The 14,307-nt window shown below is 73.0% G+C and carries 15 protein-coding genes; 7 read left to right on the forward strand and 8 right to left on the reverse strand.

Annotated features, from left to right (window positions below; translation table 11 throughout):
• Nucleotides 1–84 precede the first annotated feature (84 nt).
• Nucleotides 85–1,521, reverse strand: coding sequence for an NAD(P)H-hydrate dehydratase (locus ACWDEW_RS04060; RefSeq protein WP_450509343.1), 1,437 nt, complete (start codon nucleotides 1,519–1,521; stop codon nucleotides 85–87).
• Between the two features lie 71 nt (nucleotides 1,522–1,592).
• On the reverse strand, nucleotides 1,593–1,964 hold the full coding sequence (locus ACWDEW_RS04065) for a holo-ACP synthase (RefSeq protein WP_427920511.1): 372 nt from the start codon (nucleotides 1,962–1,964) through the stop codon (nucleotides 1,593–1,595).
• A gap of 171 nt (nucleotides 1,965–2,135) precedes the next feature.
• Between ACWDEW_RS04065 and ACWDEW_RS04070 the strand changes: the two genes are divergently transcribed.
• The gene (locus ACWDEW_RS04070; RefSeq protein WP_450509345.1) at nucleotides 2,136–3,200 is read left to right on the forward strand and encodes a hypothetical protein; all 1,065 of its coding nucleotides are present in this window, start codon (nucleotides 2,136–2,138) and stop codon (nucleotides 3,198–3,200) included.
• Between the two features lie 53 nt (nucleotides 3,201–3,253).
• Here the strand turns inward: ACWDEW_RS04070 and ACWDEW_RS04075 are convergent, their stop codons facing one another.
• Nucleotides 3,254–3,670: a hypothetical protein gene (locus ACWDEW_RS04075; RefSeq protein ID WP_450509347.1), complete on the reverse strand. Its 417-nt coding sequence runs from the start codon at nucleotides 3,668–3,670 to the stop codon at nucleotides 3,254–3,256.
• Nucleotides 3,671–4,057: 387 nt separating this feature from the next.
• Here ACWDEW_RS04075 and ACWDEW_RS04080 point away from each other — a divergent pair, with 387 nt between their 5' ends.
• Nucleotides 4,058–4,276 carry a hypothetical protein gene (locus tag ACWDEW_RS04080; RefSeq protein ID WP_450509349.1) on the forward strand — a complete coding sequence of 73 codons (219 nt, stop codon included), beginning with the start codon at nucleotides 4,058–4,060 and terminating at the stop codon, nucleotides 4,274–4,276.
• 13 nt (nucleotides 4,277–4,289) lie between these two features.
• Here the strand turns inward: ACWDEW_RS04080 and hutI are convergent, their stop codons facing one another.
• The 4 genes from hutI to hutU are packed head-to-tail and all read right to left on the reverse strand — an operon-like array spanning nucleotide 4,290 to nucleotide 9,746.
• Nucleotides 4,290–5,465, reverse strand: a complete 1,176-nt coding sequence (gene hutI, locus ACWDEW_RS04085; protein WP_450509351.1) for an imidazolonepropionase — start codon at nucleotides 5,463–5,465, stop codon at nucleotides 4,290–4,292.
• A 35-nt stretch (nucleotides 5,466–5,500) separates the two neighbouring features.
• The gene (locus tag ACWDEW_RS04090) at nucleotides 5,501–6,859 is read right to left on the reverse strand and encodes a formimidoylglutamate deiminase (RefSeq protein ID WP_450509353.1); all 1,359 of its coding nucleotides are present in this window, start codon (nucleotides 6,857–6,859) and stop codon (nucleotides 5,501–5,503) included.
• Nucleotides 6,856–8,085 (reverse strand): allantoate amidohydrolase, encoded by a 1,230-nt coding sequence (locus ACWDEW_RS04095; RefSeq protein WP_450509354.1) that lies wholly within the window; start codon nucleotides 8,083–8,085, stop codon nucleotides 6,856–6,858. The genes ACWDEW_RS04090 and ACWDEW_RS04095 overlap by 4 nt, the downstream gene beginning before the upstream one ends.
• Nucleotides 8,082–9,746, reverse strand: coding sequence for a urocanate hydratase (gene hutU / locus ACWDEW_RS04100; RefSeq protein WP_450509356.1), 1,665 nt, complete (start codon nucleotides 9,744–9,746; stop codon nucleotides 8,082–8,084). The genes ACWDEW_RS04095 and hutU overlap by 4 nt, the downstream gene beginning before the upstream one ends.
• A 175-nt stretch (nucleotides 9,747–9,921) precedes the next feature.
• Between hutU and ACWDEW_RS04105 the strand changes: the two genes are divergently transcribed.
• The 5 genes from ACWDEW_RS04105 to ACWDEW_RS04125 all read left to right on the forward strand — a co-directional run bounded on the left by ACWDEW_RS04105 (nucleotide 9,922) and on the right by ACWDEW_RS04125 (nucleotide 13,677).
• Entirely contained in the window at nucleotides 9,922–11,325 is a 1,404-nt protein-coding gene (locus ACWDEW_RS04105) for a diaminopimelate decarboxylase (RefSeq protein ID WP_450509358.1), read from the forward strand.
• A 182-nt stretch (nucleotides 11,326–11,507) separates the two neighbouring features.
• Nucleotides 11,508–11,906 (forward strand): hypothetical protein, encoded by a 399-nt coding sequence (locus tag ACWDEW_RS04110; RefSeq protein WP_362974760.1) that lies wholly within the window; start codon nucleotides 11,508–11,510, stop codon nucleotides 11,904–11,906.
• Nucleotides 11,903–12,724, forward strand: a complete 822-nt coding sequence (locus ACWDEW_RS04115; RefSeq protein ID WP_450509360.1) for a transcriptional regulator — start codon at nucleotides 11,903–11,905, stop codon at nucleotides 12,722–12,724. Before ACWDEW_RS04110 ends, ACWDEW_RS04115 begins: the two co-directional genes overlap by 4 nt.
• Nucleotides 12,725–12,758: 34 nt before the next feature.
• Nucleotides 12,759–13,280, forward strand: a complete 522-nt coding sequence (locus ACWDEW_RS04120) for a roadblock/LC7 domain-containing protein (RefSeq protein ID WP_450509362.1) — start codon at nucleotides 12,759–12,761, stop codon at nucleotides 13,278–13,280.
• Nucleotides 13,281–13,302: 22 nt separating this feature from the next.
• Nucleotides 13,303–13,677 (forward strand): hypothetical protein, encoded by a 375-nt coding sequence (locus ACWDEW_RS04125; protein ID WP_450509364.1) that lies wholly within the window; start codon nucleotides 13,303–13,305, stop codon nucleotides 13,675–13,677.
• Nucleotides 13,678–13,696: 19 nt separating this feature from the next.
• On the opposite strand, the gene ACWDEW_RS04130 is transcribed toward ACWDEW_RS04125, so the two are convergent.
• Complete coding sequence (locus ACWDEW_RS04130) at nucleotides 13,697–14,290, reverse strand: hypothetical protein (RefSeq protein ID WP_450509366.1); 594 nt, start codon at nucleotides 14,288–14,290, stop codon at nucleotides 13,697–13,699.
• Between the last annotated feature and the right edge of the window lie 17 nt (nucleotides 14,291–14,307).

Genomic DNA, 14,307 nt, shown 5'->3' on the forward strand with positions numbered 1-14,307 from the left:
GCGGCACCCCGGCGGTGAGCGGGTGCCGCGCGGAGGGGTCACCCTTATTGGCGAGCGTTCGGTGTACCGGCCCGGCCGGCGTTCTCAGTCACGCACGTCCCGCCACGCCGTCCGCACCGCCTCCGCCACGTCGTGCGCCCCCACCGGCGCCCCGTCCGCCGCCAGCCGCCCCGCAAGACCGTGCAGATACGCCCCCACGCCGCCCGCGTCGAACGCCGGCAGCCCCGCCGCCAGCAGCGAGCCCGCGAGCCCCGACAGCACGTCCCCGCTGCCCGCCGTGGCCAGCCAGCCGGTGCCCGTCGGATTGACCCGCACCGCCCCGCCCCCGGAGTCGGCGACCAACGTCGTCGAGCCCTTGAGGAGCACCGTCGCCCCGTACCGCCGCGCCAGCTCCCGCACCGACGTGAGCCGGGCCGCCTCGACCTCCGCGCGCGGGACCCCGAGGAGCGCGGCGGCCTCCCCCGCGTGGGGGGTCATCAGCGTCGGTGCCGTACGTGCCCGTACCGCGTCCGGGTCGGCCAGCCGCAGCCCGTCCGCGTCGATGAGCACCGGGACGTCGGCCGCCACCACCTCCGCCACGGTCGCCGCGTCGTCGCCCGCCCCCGGCCCGACGACCCACGCCTGCACCCGCCCCGCCTTGCTCGGCCCGCGGTCCGACACCAGGGTCTCCGGGTACCTCGCGATGACCGCGTCGGCGGCCGGACCGACGTACCGTACGGCCCCCGCCCCGCCCCGCAGCGCCCCGGCGACGGCGAGCACGGCCGCGCCCGGGTAGCGCCCGGACCCGGCGGCGATGCCCACGACCCCACGCCGGTACTTGTCGCTCTCGGCGTCCGGCACGGGCAGCAGGGCCGCCACGTCCGCGTGCTGGAGGGCCTCCAGCTCGGGTTCGGGGGGCAGTTCGGCGCCGAGGCCGATGTCGACGAGCCGTACGGAACCGGCGTACTCACGCGCGGGGTCGATCAGCAGCCCCGGCTTGTGGGTGCCGAAGGTGACGGTGAGGTCGGCCCGGACCGCCGCGCCCCGCACCTCGCCGGTGTCTGCCTCGACGCCGCTCGGGAGATCCACGGCGACGACGACACCCCGGGAGTCCCCGGCGAGGGTCGCGAGCCGCGCGGCGTCCGGCCGCAGTCCGCCCCGGCCGCCGATCCCGACGATGCCGTCGAGGACGAGATCGGCGCGCAGGAGCGGTTCGTCGGCGGCGTCCGGCGAGACGGTACGACCGCCCGCGCGGAGCAGTGCCGCGAGTCCGCGCGCGTGGGTGCGGTCGGGCGCGAGCAGCACCGCCGTGACGGCCGCCCCGCGCCGGGCCAGCCGCGCCCCGGCGTAGAGCGCGTCGCCGCCGTTGTCCCCGCTGCCGACCAGCAGCGCGACCCGGCTGCCGTAGACCCGGCCCGTCAACTGGGCGCAGGCGACGGCCAGTCCGGCCGCGGCGCGCTGCATCAGCGCACCCTCGGGAAGCCTTGCCATCAGCCGCCGTTCGGCGGCCCTTACCGTCTCCACGCTGTACGCAGTACGCATGCGGTCGAGTCTGCCCCGGGAGGGGCACGGCGCGCACCCGGGCGGACCGGGCTGCCCATCGCCTCTCCCCGTCACCCTTCCGCGATCACCACCGCCGAGGCCACCCCCGCGTCGTGGCTCAGCGACACGTGCCAGGAGCGGACGCCCAGTTCGGCCGCCCGCGCGGCGACCGTGCCCGTCACCCGCAGCCGGGGCCGCCCGCTGTCCTCGACGTAGACCTCGGCGTCCGTCCAGAGCAGCCCGGCCGGTGCCCCCAGCGCCTTCGCCAGGGCCTCCTTCGCGGCGAAGCGGGCGGCGAGGGAGGCGGTACCCCGGCGCTCCCCGCTGGGCAGCAGCAACTCGCTGTCCAGGAAGAGGCGTCGGGCCATCCCGGGCGTACGCGCCAGCGACGCCGCGAACCGGTCGATCTCGGCCACGTCGATACCAACCCCGATGATGCTCATGCCGAGCACCCTACGGCGGCGTCCGCACAGGACACGGTCGGCACCCGTCCTGCCCTTGTGGGCAGGTGGAGCGGTTGTCCGGAGCGGGTTCGTTGCCCCGGAGTACCTCGCGGGGGCGTCCGGTCAGCCTGTAGACAACGAGGATCGCGACTCCAGGCCAGAGGTGAGGACGTGCACGCCCGAGACGAAACCCGCGCGCGGGACGCCCTATCCCGGCGTGCCCCGCTGAGCGGACCCGCAGCAGACACCGCCACCCGGCCCGCGCACGCGTTGCTGTCGCTCCAGGCGAGGGCGGGCAACGCCAACGTCGCGCGGATGCTCGGCCAGGAGGGGCGCCCCGCACCGGCCGTGCAGCGGGCGCCGGTGGTCCAGCGGAGCAAGCTGCTGAACGGGCACATCTCGTTCACCAACGTGTCCCTCAAGTTCCCGGAATCGCAGGACAAGGCCACCCGGGTGCTGGAACTCCTGTCCGTCAACACGGCGATCAAGTCCTTCCTCAACGGCCGGACCTGCCACATCACGCTGGAGAAGCGGACGTCACAGGCCCCGGCGGACGTGGTCGACAAGGGGGCCGACGGCGTCTTCGTGACGATGGCGGCCTACTACCTGGAGAACTACGACATCGGCTACATCGTGGGCATGCTCTGCCACGAGTTCGGCATCCACCCGATGGCGGCCGCCGCCCCCACCATGCGCGACGAGGAGGACGCCTTCCGGAGCGTGCCCCTCCCTGTGCCGGGCCTTGAGAACAAGCCGCATCCCGACGGATTCGCGTCGATGAACACCGACGCCGCCAAGCAGGCCGACCATGTGCTCGGCGTCATCCCCGGGAGCCCGCGGTACACGATCTACCGCGACCTCACCCTGGAGATGGCCGACCTGCTGCTGCGGGACGCCCGCAACAAGAAGCCGGGCGCCGGGGAAAAGGACGTCACCGACCTCATCGACTGCTTCCTCATGGACGTGGCCTCGATCGCCGCGACGAACGACAACCGCCTGCGCGGAATGCCCGTCCTGGGCAACCGCGAGGGCCCGGCGATCCGCCAGGACATCGCGGCCGTGTACAACGCCTACAAGTCCCGCCTCGCCGACGACCTCTCGGAGGAACGGCAGCCCATCAAGCCCCTGTTCCCCCCGGAGAAGACCCCGGAGGCCGTCAAGGCCGATTTCAACACCCTTCTGGGACGCATCACCAAGGGCGCGTTCCGGGCGTGGAGCATCGACAACAGCGACTAGACGGGCGGCTGGGCGAGCGGCCGGGCAACTTGGCGACTGGACGACTGAACAGGTCAGGCGGCGTCGAGAGCCGCGGTGATCTTGCGGATCATCTCGTTCATGGCGGGCCCGGGTCCGCCCTTGAGGCTCCGAACGGCCTCCTCCACGGCGACGAGCACGGTGGCGCGGAAGTTGTCGGCCTCGGCCGGGTCCTTCTGCCGCCGGAGCAGCGCCATGGTCGCGGTCAGGGCCGGCAGCACCCGGTCGGCGAGCTCGGCCGCGGACCTGCCGTCCAGGCCCTCGATCTTCGACTTCTCGGCGAGGACGTGGCCGACCTGCCCGGTCGCGGAGGACAGTGCGATGCTGCCCCGGGTGGCGATCCGGTGCGGGGAGCCGGTGGCACCGGCGGCGACCAGCAGCGAGACGGCGCCGTACGCGGCGGTCCGCAGGGTGGCCTTGTCCTGGTCGGTGAGGGTGATTTCGACGGTCATGGTGGTGTGCTCCTCGGAGTCGCCGGAGTGGCCGGAGTCGGTGGGCCTTCCTTGTGGAGCAGAGCCTGCGCCCGGCCGGTTTCACCGCGGCCTCAGCACGCTTTCAACCCCGGTGTCGGATGTCTGCCGGGGCTGTCGGTCCGGTGTCGGGTGCTTGTCGGCACGGGCTTGGAACCTCTCCATCGCCGCACATTCCATGACGATCGGAGAGACCGTGTCCGCCACTCCCGCCAAGCCTTCCTTCGCCCTCCCCGTCCCCGTCCCCGTCGCCACCGGCATCGCGCCACCCGATCTCGCCGAGAGCACGCTGCTGGACGTCGACCCGGACGCGCAACCCACGCGACCGCCTCGGCCCCGCCGTTCCTGTTCCTGCACGGCAGCGAGGACATGCTCGTCCCACCCTCGCAGACGCAGCATGTGCACCGGGCGCTGCGCGCCGCCGGGGCCTACAGCACCCGCTACGTCCTGAAGGGCGCCAACCACGGAGACGTCGCGTTCCTCGGCGTCCCGAGCACCGGGCTGCCCTGGACCTCGGCCGCCACGATGGGCGTGATCACCGGGTTCCCGCACCGCCGGCTCGACCGGATCGGCGCGACGGGGCGATGAGGTCCCGTCGTCGTCAGACGGTCCGTGTTCCCCGCCGCCACACCCCGCTGACCAGCGGCACGCCCGGCCGGTAGGCCAGGTGCACATGGCTGGGCGCGTCCAGCAGGATCAGATCGGCGCGGGCGCCGGGTGCGATCCGCCCCACGTCGTCCCGGCGCAGGGCAGCCGCACCGCCCGCCGTGGCCGACCACACCGCCTCGTCCGGAGTCATCCCCATGTCCCGCACCGCCAGGGCGACGCAGAAGGGCACGGAGGACGTGAAGGACGAGCCCGGGTTGCAGTCGGTGGACAGCGCGACGGTGACCCCGGCGTCCAGGAGCCGGCGCGCGTCCGGCCACTGGGCCCGCGTCGAGAACTCGGCGCCGGGCAGCAGGGTCGCGACGGTACGGCCGCTCGCCAGCGCGTCCACGTCCGCGTCGGTCAGATGCGTGCAGTGGTCCGCGCTGGCCGCGTCCAGTTCCACGGCGAGCTGGACGCCGGGGCCGTAGGAGAGCTGGTTGGCGTGGATGCGCGGGTGCAGGCCCTTCGCCCTGCCGGCGCTCAGGATCGCGCGCGCCTGGTCTCCGTCGAAGGCGCCCTTCTCGCAGAAGACGTCGATCCAACGGGCGTACGGGGCACAGGCGTCGAGCATCTCGCCGGTCACCAGTGCCACGTACGCGGCGGGGTCGTCGGCGTAGTCGGGGGAGACGATGTGCGCGCCGAGGTACGTCACCTCGTCGGTGTGGGCGGCGGCGATGCGCAGGGCGCGGGCCTCGTCGCCGACCGTCAGGCCGTAGCCGGACTTCGTCTCGAAGGTGGTGGTGCCCTGGCGGAGGGCCTCGTCGAGGTAGCGGGTGAGGTTCGCTTCCAGTTCCGCGTCGCTCGCGGCGCGCGTCGCCGCGACCGTCGTACGGATGCCGCCCGCGCTGTAGGCCCGCCCGGACATCCGGGCGTTGAACTCCTGGGTGCGGTCGCCGGCGAAGACGAGGTGCGAGTGGGAGTCCACGAAGCCCGGCAGGACCGCCCTCCCACCGGCGTCGACCCGATTGTCAGTGGCGGGTGCTTTGCTTGTTTCACCGGTCCACGCGATGCGGTCGCCGTCGATGACGACGGCCGCGTCCTGGATCAGACCGAGGGGGGTTCCGTCACCGAGGGAGGGGTCGTTGGTGACCAGCGTGGCGATGTTGGTGATGACGGTGCTGCTGCTCATCGTGTCCTCGTGGGTGCGGAGTTCGGCGTTCGTGTCTATGCGCGCAGGGCTTCGACTGCCTGCGCGAGCGCTTGCGGCACATCCGGTACGAGCGCGTGCACTCCGTCGCGTACGACGTGCCGGCCGCCCACGACGGTGTGCCGTACGTCAGCTGCCGTCGCGGCGAATACGGCCGTCTCGGCGCCGAGCCTGGGCACCGGCCCCGCTGTCCTGACCGAGTCGAGCGCGACGGTCGTGAAGTCGGCGAGGGCGCCTGCCGTGATGCTGCCCGCCTCGTCCCAGCCGAGGGCGGCGTGGCCGTCGGCGGAGGCCGCGCGGAGCAGGGCCTCCGCCGTCCAGTGACCCCGGGTGCGGGTGCGCAGGCGCTCGTTCAGCTCCATCGCGCGGGCCTCTTCGAGCAGGTCGATGACCGCATGGCTGTCGGAGCCGAGGGAGAGCGGCGAGCCGGCCCGCTGGAGGGCCACGGCGGGGCCGATGCCGTCGGCGAGGTCGCGTTCGGTCGTCGGGCACATGCAGGTGCCCGTGCCGGTCGAGCCGAGCAGCGCGATGTCCTCCTCCGTGAGGTGCGTGTTGTGGACACCCGTGGTGCGCGGGCCCAACACGCCGTGTTCGGCGAGGAGTTGGGTCGGCGTGCAGTCGTGGGCGGCGCGGCAGTCGTCGTTCTCGGCGGTCTGCTCGGACAGGTGCACATGGAGCGGGGCCCGCCGCTCCCCGGCCCAGCGGGCCACGGTCGCCAACTCCCGCGCGGGCACGGCCCGTACGGAATGGACGGCGGCACCGATCCTCGCGTGATCCCGTTCCTTGAGAAGTGAACAGCGTTCCGCCCAGGCGTCCGCGCTCTTGTCGGAGAAGCGGAGCTGGTGGTGGTTGGGGGGCTGTCCGAAGCCGGAGGAGAAGTAGGCGGTGTCGAGGAGGGTGATGCGGATACCGGCTTCGGAGGCGGCGGCGACGAGCGCCTCGCCCATGGCGTTGGGGTCGGCGTAGGGGGTGCCGCCGTGGGCGTGGTGCACGTAGTGGAACTCGCCGACCGCCGTGATCCCGGCCAGCGCCATCTCGGCGTACACCGCGCGGGCCAGTGCGTGGTAGGTGTCCGGGGTCAGCTGGTCGGCGAAGGAGTACATGACCTCGCGCCAGGTCCAGAACGTCCCGGAGCCGACCTGGACGGTGCCGCGCAGGGCACGGTGGAAGGCGTGGCTGTGGGCGTTGGCGAGCCCGGGGAGGGTGAGTCCGCGCAGGATCTCGGCGCCGGGGGGTGGCCCCTCGACGCCCGTGCGGACGGCCGCGATCCGGCCGTCCGTCACCTCCAGGGCGACGCCCGGCTCGACGTGGGTGTCGAGCCAGGCGTGTTCCAGCCAGTACGTCCGCGCGGTGGGGTGCGTGGTGGGGAGCGTCACCTGCAGGCCAGCCCTTCCAGTACGTCGGCGAGTGCGGTCACCCCGGCCACGCAGTCGTCCTCGGCGGCGAACTCGGCCGGGGAGTGCGAGACGCCCGTGGGGTTGCGCACGAACAGCATGGCGGTCGGGATGCTCCCGGAGAGGATTCCGGCGTCGTGTCCGGCGCCGGTGCCCAGGACGGGGACCTTGAGGTGCGTGTCCTCGCCGTCGGTCTTCCCCAGGACGCGGGCGAGTTCGTCGCGCAGGGCGTGGTCGAACTCGACGACCGGGGTGAAGGACTCCCGCACGACGTCGAGGTCGACGCCGTGGGCCTCCGCGTACTCGCGGGCCGCCTTCTCGACGCCGGTTACCACCGTGTCCAGGGTGTCCTGGTCGGCGGCGCGGGAGTCGAGCCAGCCGCGCACCATGGAGGGGATCGCGTTGACGCCGTTCGGCTCGACGGCGATCTTCCCGAACGTGGCGACGGCACCGGCGAGTCGGGCCTCGCGGCGGGCGGCGAGCACGGTCTCGGCGTAGGACAGCATGGGGTCACGCCGGTCCACCAGCCGCGTCGTACCGGCGTGGTTGGCCTCGCCGCGGAAGTCGAACCGCCACCGCCCGTGCGGCCAGATGGCGCTGGCGATGCCGACCCGGTCGCCGGACAGGTCCAGCGCGCGACCCTGTTCGACGTGGAGTTCGACGAACGCGCCGATGCGGGCGAGCCGTTCGGGGTCGGGCCCGATGGCGTCCGCGTCGTAGCCCGCCGCCGCCATGGCCTGCGGCAGTGTGACCCCGTCGCCGTCGGTCAGCCGGTGTGCCCCTTCGACGGTGAGCTGTCCGGCGGTCAGCCGGGACCCGACACAGGCGAGCCCGAAGCGGGCGCCCTCCTCGTCCCCGAAGTTGACGATGGCGAGCGGCCTGGTGAACTGCGCTCCCCTGCCCCGCAGTTCGTCGAGCGCGGCGAAGGACGACACGACACCGAGGGGTCCGTCGAACGCACCGCCGTCCGGCACCGAGTCGAGGTGCGACCCGGTGACGACGGCGTCCCCGGCGGCCGGATCGCCCAGCCAGGCCCACTGGTTGCCGTTGCGGTCGAGTTCGTAGGTCAGCCCACGGGACTCGGCCTGTGCCTTGAACCAGTCCCGGCATTCTGCGTCGGCACCGGTCCAGGCGTAGCGGCGGTAGCCGCCGGAGGCGGAGTCGCGGCCGATCGGCAGCAGCTCCGCCCACATGCTGTGGAAGGTCACGCCTCTCCACCCTCGCGCATCGGCACCCGCACGCCCCGCTCGTCGGCGACCCGCTCCGCGATGTCGTAGCCGGCGTCGACGTGCCGGATGACTCCCATGCCGGGGTCGTTGGTCAGCACCCGGCGGATCTTCTCACCGGCGAGCTTCGTGCCGTCGGCGACGGAGACCTGGCCCGCGTGGATGGAGCGGCCCATGCCGACCCCACCCCCGTGGTGGATGGACACCCAGGACGCACCGGAGGCGACGTTCACCATCGCGTTCAGCAGCGGCCAGTCGGCGATCGCGTCGGAGCCGTCGAGCATGGCCTCGGTCTCGCGGTAGGGGGAGGCGACGGAGCCGCAGTCGAGGTGGTCGCGGCCGATGGCCAGGGGCGCCGCCAACTCGCCGCTCGCGACCATGTCGTTGAAGCGCTCGCCGGCCTTGTCGCGCTCGCCGTAGCCGAGCCAGCAGATGCGGGCGGGCAGGCCCTGGAAGTGGACGCGTTCGCCGGCCAGCTTGATCCAGCGGTGCAGGGACTCGTTCTCCGGGAAGAGGTCGAGGATCGCCTTGTCGGTCTTGTGGATGTCGGAGGCCTCGCCGGACAGGGCGGCCCAGCGGAAGGGGCCCTTGCCCTCGGAGAACAGGGGGCGGATGTAGGCGGGGACGAAGCCGGGGAAGGCGAACGCCCGCTCGTAACCGGCGAGTTGGGCCTCGCCGCGGATCGAGTTGCCGTAGTCGAAGACCTCGGCGCCGGCGTCCATGAAGCCGACCATCGCCTCGACGTGCTTGGCCATGGACTCGCGGGCGCGGACGGTGAAGCCCGCCGGGTCCTTGGCGGCGGCGTCGGCCATGTCCTCGAAGGCGATGCCGATCGGCAGGTAGGCGAGCGGGTCGTGGGCCGAGGTCTGGTCGGTCACGATGTCGATGGGGGCGCCCTCGGCGAGCATCTGCGGGAGCAGTTCGGCGGCGTTGCCGAGGAGGCCGATGGAGAGCGGGCGGCGGGCGTCGCGGGCCTCGACGGCGAGCTGGAGGGCGTGCGCGAGGGAGTCGGCGCGGACGTCGAGGTAGCGGTGCTCGATGCGGCGTTCGATGGCGCGCGGGTCGACGTCGATGCAGATGGCGACGCCGTCGTTCATGGTGACGGCCAGCGGCTGGGCGCCGCCCATGCCGCCGAGTCCCGCGGTGAGGGTGATGGTTCCGGCGAGGGTGCCGTTGAACTTCTTCGCGGCGACGGCGGCGAAGGTCTCGTAGGTGCCCTGGAGGATGCCCTGGGTGCCGATGTAGATCCAGGAACCGGCGGTCATCTGGCCGTACATGGTGAGGCCGAGGGCCTCAAGGCGGCGGAACTCCTCCCAGTTGGCCCAGTCGCCGACGAGGTTGGAGTTGGCGATGAGGACGCGCGGCGCCCACTCGTGGGTCTGCATGACGCCGACGGGGCGGCCGGACTGAACGAGCATCGTCTCGTCCTGCTTGAGGGTGCGCAGGGTGCGGACCATGGCGTCGAAGGAGCGCCAGTCGCGGGCGGCCTTGCCGGTGCCGCCGTAGACGACGAGCTTGTCGGGGTGTTCGGCGACCTCGGGGTCCAGGTTGTTCTGCAGCATCCGCAGGGCGGCTTCCTGCTGCCATCCCAGGGCGCTCAGTTCCGTACCGCGGGGTGCTCGTACGGGGCGGGGTCCTGACATGGTCTGCCTCCTAGCGGACTGCTCTCAGCGGATCTGTGTACGCATCTTTACTGCGGATATTCACATCCTGTCGTTCTGAATAGAACTAGTCAATACATGGCGGCGTCGTTGTGGGCAGGCTCTGGATGTTTGGCTGGATGTGACGACCACGGGCAACGACACGACGGGGGACGCAGTGAACGACGAAATCCAGGGTCACACGGGCGGCACCGGCCCCGTCGGCGAATCCGGCGTCGAGCGGGCCGGGCGCCGGGACCAGGCGGTGCGGGCGGCCGTCGAACAGGGGCTGCTGGGGCCGGACTCCCCCATCGTCGCGCTGCTGGACGTGACCGGGATCCGGGAGTCGGTGGCGGCGCTGCGGGCGGCGTTCGACGAGGTGACGGCGTCGGGGACACCCGTACTGCACGCGTTCGCCGTCAAGGCGAGCCCCCTCGTGCCGGTGCTGCGGCTGCTGCGCGAGGAGGGCCTCGGCGCGGAGGTCGCGAGCCCGGGCGAGCTGGCGCTGGCGCGGGCGGCGGGCGTACGGCCGGAGCGGACCGTGCTCGACGCGCCCGCGAAGACGGCCGCGGAGCTGCGGGAGGCGCTGGCACTGGGGATCGCGGTGAACGTCGACAACCCGCAGGAGCTGGAGCGGATCGACGGGCTGATGCGGTCGGCGAGCAGTCGTTCGCCGCTCGGGATCCGGGTCAATCCGCAGATCGGCGCCGGGTCGATCGCAGCGCTCTCCACCGCCACGGCGACCTCGAAGTTCGGGGTCGCGCTGCGGGACGAGGGGGCGCGCGAGTGGGTGGTGCGGGCGTTCGCCGAGCGGCCGTGGCTGACCCGGCTGCACGCGCACACCGGGTCGCAGGGCATCCCGCTGGAGCTGTTGGCGCGGGGCGTCGCGGAGACGTACGCGCTGGCGGAGGAGATCAACGCGCGGCTCGGGCGGCCGCAGATCGACACGCTCGACATCGGCGGCGGGCTGGGGGTCGACTTCGGTTCGGACGCGACGATTCCGACGTACGCGCAGTACGCGCGGCTGCTGAAGGAGACGGTGCCGGGGCTGTTCGACGGGCGGTACGGGCTGGTGACCGAGTTCGGGCGGTCGATGCTGGCCAAGCAGGGGACGGTGGTGGCCCGGGTCGAGTACGCCAAGAGCGCCGGCGGGCGGCCGATCGCGGTCACGCACGCGGGGGTGCAGGTGGCGACGCGGACGGTGTACGCGCCGCAGTCGTGGCCGCTGCGGATCGCCGCCTACGACGGGAAGGGGCGCCCCAAGTCGGGGCCCGCGGTGGTGCAGGACGTCGCCGGTCCGGCCTGCTTCGCGGGCGATCTGCTGGCCGAGGGGCAGGCGCTGCCGTTGCTTGAGCAGGGCGACCACGCGGCGGCGCTGGACACCGGGGCGTACTACTTCGCGGCCCACTACGCCTACAACTCCCTTGCCAGGCCGGGCATTTACGGCTTCGTGCCGGACGGTTCGGGGGGTGTGGCGTTCGCGACCGTGCGGCGGCCGCAGACGACGGCGGAGCTCGTGGCCGAATCCGGAGGGGCGCACGCCGCCGCGCTCACCACCCTGCGCGAATCCGGGCGCCGTTGACACACGCCGGTGGGCGCACGGTTCAACTGGCTCACGCAACTGGTGTGAAAACGGGGTCAGTTGACCCACCTTAGTCACTCCAGGCATGTCCCACTGGAAAATGCCAGATCCCTCACCCCTCGGCCACACGGTGCGTAGCTTCGTCGTCACTCAGCCGAACCGCAGGCGGGAGGGGAGCCACGGTGCCCGGAATCGACGAGTGCTTACTGGAGGCCATGCGACTGCCCGGTGCCCGGGGCGCCGCGCTGGTCGACTGGACCAGCGGGCTGGCCCTGGGCGTCGTGGGAGAGTCGCCCGGGGGTGACCAGGAGGCCAGTGCGGCCGAGGCCGCGGAGCTGGCGCGGCTGGCGGCCGAACACCGGGCGTTCGCGTCCGACGCGGAGGACGGAGAGGAGGCCGACGATCCTCCGCTGGAGGATCTGATCGTCAGCAACCGGGACAGCTACCACGTGCTGCGGTTCGTGCGGACGTCGTTCGACAGCAGTGTGTTCCTGCATCTGTGGCTGGCCCGCGCGGAGGGCAATCTCGCACTGGCCCGGATCCGGCTCGGCGAGATGGCGGGACGGCTGGTGCTGGGATGACCGCGCTCAGGACCACGCCGACCACCCCGCCGCCCCGGCTGCCGGTGCGGGACAAGGCCGCCGCCGTCGACCGGGCCTGGGGCGGGGTGTCACCGATGCTGACCAGGCTCGCGGCGGAGAAGGCCACCGGTGTCCTCGTCCGCGAGCGCGGCAGTCTGCACCTCGTCGCGGGCCATGTGGTGCACGCCGAGAGCCCGTCCGCCCCCGGTCTCGACCTGCTCCTCACGGCCCACGGCACGCTGCGCGCCGAGGCCTGGGAGGCCGCCGCCAACGCGACGGACGACCGGCACGCCACCACCCGGCTGCTGCTCGACGGCGGCCTGCTGAGTGCGGGCGCGCTGGAACTGTGCCAGCTCGGGGCACTGTACGACGCGGCGTACTTCGTGCTCGCGCCGAGCAGCACCCCGGGGCGTTTCCGGTACGGGATCACGCATCCGCTGGGCTCCGTGCGGCCGGTTCCGGTGGCCGCCCTGGAGCGCGAGACGCTGCGCCGCCGCGAGCTGCTGCACCGCGTCTGGCCGGACGCGGCGACGGACGGCGCGCCGCTGGTGCGGGCCGAACCCGTCGCGCCCCCGCCGATCACACCCCGGCAGGCCGCCGTACTGGCGCGGGTGGACGGGGTGCGGACGGCGCCGGAGATCGCGCGGCTGCTGGGCCGGCGGGCCTACCCCACGCTGCTGGACGTCCGGCGGCTGGTGTCGGCGGGGCTCGTCTCGCCCCGGCCGCCCGCACCGCCCGCCGTCCTGCCCCCGCCCGACGTCACCGACCCCGACATCACATTGCTGAAGAGGCTCAGGGATGCGCTGGAGGCCCTTTGAGTGGCAGCGAGCACGCGCCGAGAGGAGAGAGCCGATGGCCTCCGAGGCCGAAGTCCTGGACGAGCTGCGCCGGTTGAGAGCCAGGGTGCCGCAGCTGACGGGGGCGCTGGCGGCGGGCGTCGACGGTCTCGTGCTGGCGCAGGACACCCCGGGCATCGAGCCGGAGCGGGTCGCGGCGCTCACCGTGACGGCGCTGGGCGTGGCCATGCGGATGGCGGACGCGACCGGCCAGGGCGACTTCCGCGAGCTGCTGGTGCGCGGGGTCTACGGCTATGTCGCGACCTACGCGGCGGGCCGGGGCGCCGTGCTGACCGTGCTCGCCCAGGACCGCGTCAACGTCGGCCGGCTGCTGCTGGAGGGCCGCCGCACGGGGGCCCGGATCGGGGAACTGGTCGACGCCGAGGCGGCGGCGACGGCCGAGGCCGCCGAGGCCGCCGAGCGGGCCGACACGGCGCCCGCCAAGACACCCGCCAAAGCCACCACCGCACGACCGAGAACGGCGCGCGCACCACGCACCACCGCAACGACCAACGCGCGCACCACCACGGAAAGTTGAACGGACCCAAGGGAGCACTGTCATGGCCAACACCGAAACCTCGCTCAAAGAGGCGCTGACCTCCATCGAGGGCGCGACCGGAGTCGCGCTCGTCGACTACACCAGCGGTATGGCGCTCGGCACGATGGGCGGCAGCAAGACCTTCGACCTCGGCGTCGCCGCGGCCGGCAACACCGACGTGGTGCGCGCCAAGATGCGCACCATGGAGCACCTCGGCCTGAAGGGCGAGATCGAGGACATCCTGATCACCCTGTCGAGCCAGTACCACCTGATCCGGCTGATCAAGGGCCGCGGCGGCAACGGTCTGTTCCTGTACCTGGTGCTGGACGCCAACCGCAGCAACCTGGCGATGGCCCGTCACCAGCTGAAGAGGATCGAGGCGGACCTGGAGGTCTAGAACCGGCTCCGGAGCCCGGCTACGCGTACACGTCGCCGCGGCGGCGCGCCCCGCCCGGGGTGGCGTCGCCCGCGGCGATGCCGGTGGAGCGGTAGCCCTTGACGGATTTCCCGGCGGGGGCGCCGCCCCGCTTGTCCAGCCAGTCCACGCGGATCCACAGCAGGACGTCGTCGGCCCGTTCCCGGCGCCCCAGCCAGGCGGCCTTCAGCCGCAGTCCCGTGCCGGCCCCGGCGAGCAGCATGCCGCCCGCCGCCGGCACCGCGAACCCGCTGCCGAGCGCGAGCGCGAAGGCGAGCACGATCCACCAGCGGTGCGCGCGGCGCCAGTTGCGTACGGACACCGCGCGGTCCTGGAGCACATCGTGCTTGCCGGCCCGGGCGGCGCCACGGGCGAGGGCGGTGTAGCGCCTGCGGCGCGCGTACGTCACGACGGCCGCCGTGACGATGAACAGCGCGGCGCCCGCCATCACCCCGATCCGGCGCCCGGTGATGCCCGACGGCAGCACTCCGACACCCGCCGCGAGCACCCCGAACCACCACAGCGGGGCGGCTCCGGCCCGTACGACGACGGCCACTCGGGCCAGCCCCTGGACTCTGCGATCTCCGCGTGCCACGTCCTGCCTCCTGGTCG

This window comes from Streptomyces sp. NPDC001100 (assembly GCF_053598575.1).

What these genes read in the sequence shown, in the direction of transcription:
- ACWDEW_RS04060 (WP_450509343.1), bottom strand. Translation starts at nt 1,521, where the DNA reads ATGCGTACTGCGTACAGCGTGGAGACGGTAAGGGCCGCCGAACGGCGG.
- ACWDEW_RS04065 (WP_427920511.1), bottom strand. Translation starts at nt 1,964, where the DNA reads ATGAGCATCATCGGGGTTGGTATCGACGTGGCCGAGATCGACCGGTTC.
- ACWDEW_RS04075 (WP_450509347.1), bottom strand. Translation starts at nt 3,670, where the DNA reads ATGACCGTCGAAATCACCCTCACCGACCAGGACAAGGCCACCCTGCGG.
- ACWDEW_RS04080 (WP_450509349.1), top strand. Translation starts at nt 4,058, where the DNA reads ATGCTCGTCCCACCCTCGCAGACGCAGCATGTGCACCGGGCGCTGCGC.
- hutI (WP_450509351.1), bottom strand. Translation starts at nt 5,465, where the DNA reads ATGAGCAGCAGCACCGTCATCACCAACATCGCCACGCTGGTCACCAAC.
- hutU (WP_450509356.1), bottom strand. Translation starts at nt 9,746, where the DNA reads ATGTCAGGACCCCGCCCCGTACGAGCACCCCGCGGTACGGAACTGAGC.
- ACWDEW_RS04115 (WP_450509360.1), top strand. Translation starts at nt 11,903, where the DNA reads ATGACCGCGCTCAGGACCACGCCGACCACCCCGCCGCCCCGGCTGCCG.
- ACWDEW_RS04120 (WP_450509362.1), top strand. Translation starts at nt 12,759, where the DNA reads ATGGCCTCCGAGGCCGAAGTCCTGGACGAGCTGCGCCGGTTGAGAGCC.
- ACWDEW_RS04125 (WP_450509364.1), top strand. Translation starts at nt 13,303, where the DNA reads ATGGCCAACACCGAAACCTCGCTCAAAGAGGCGCTGACCTCCATCGAG.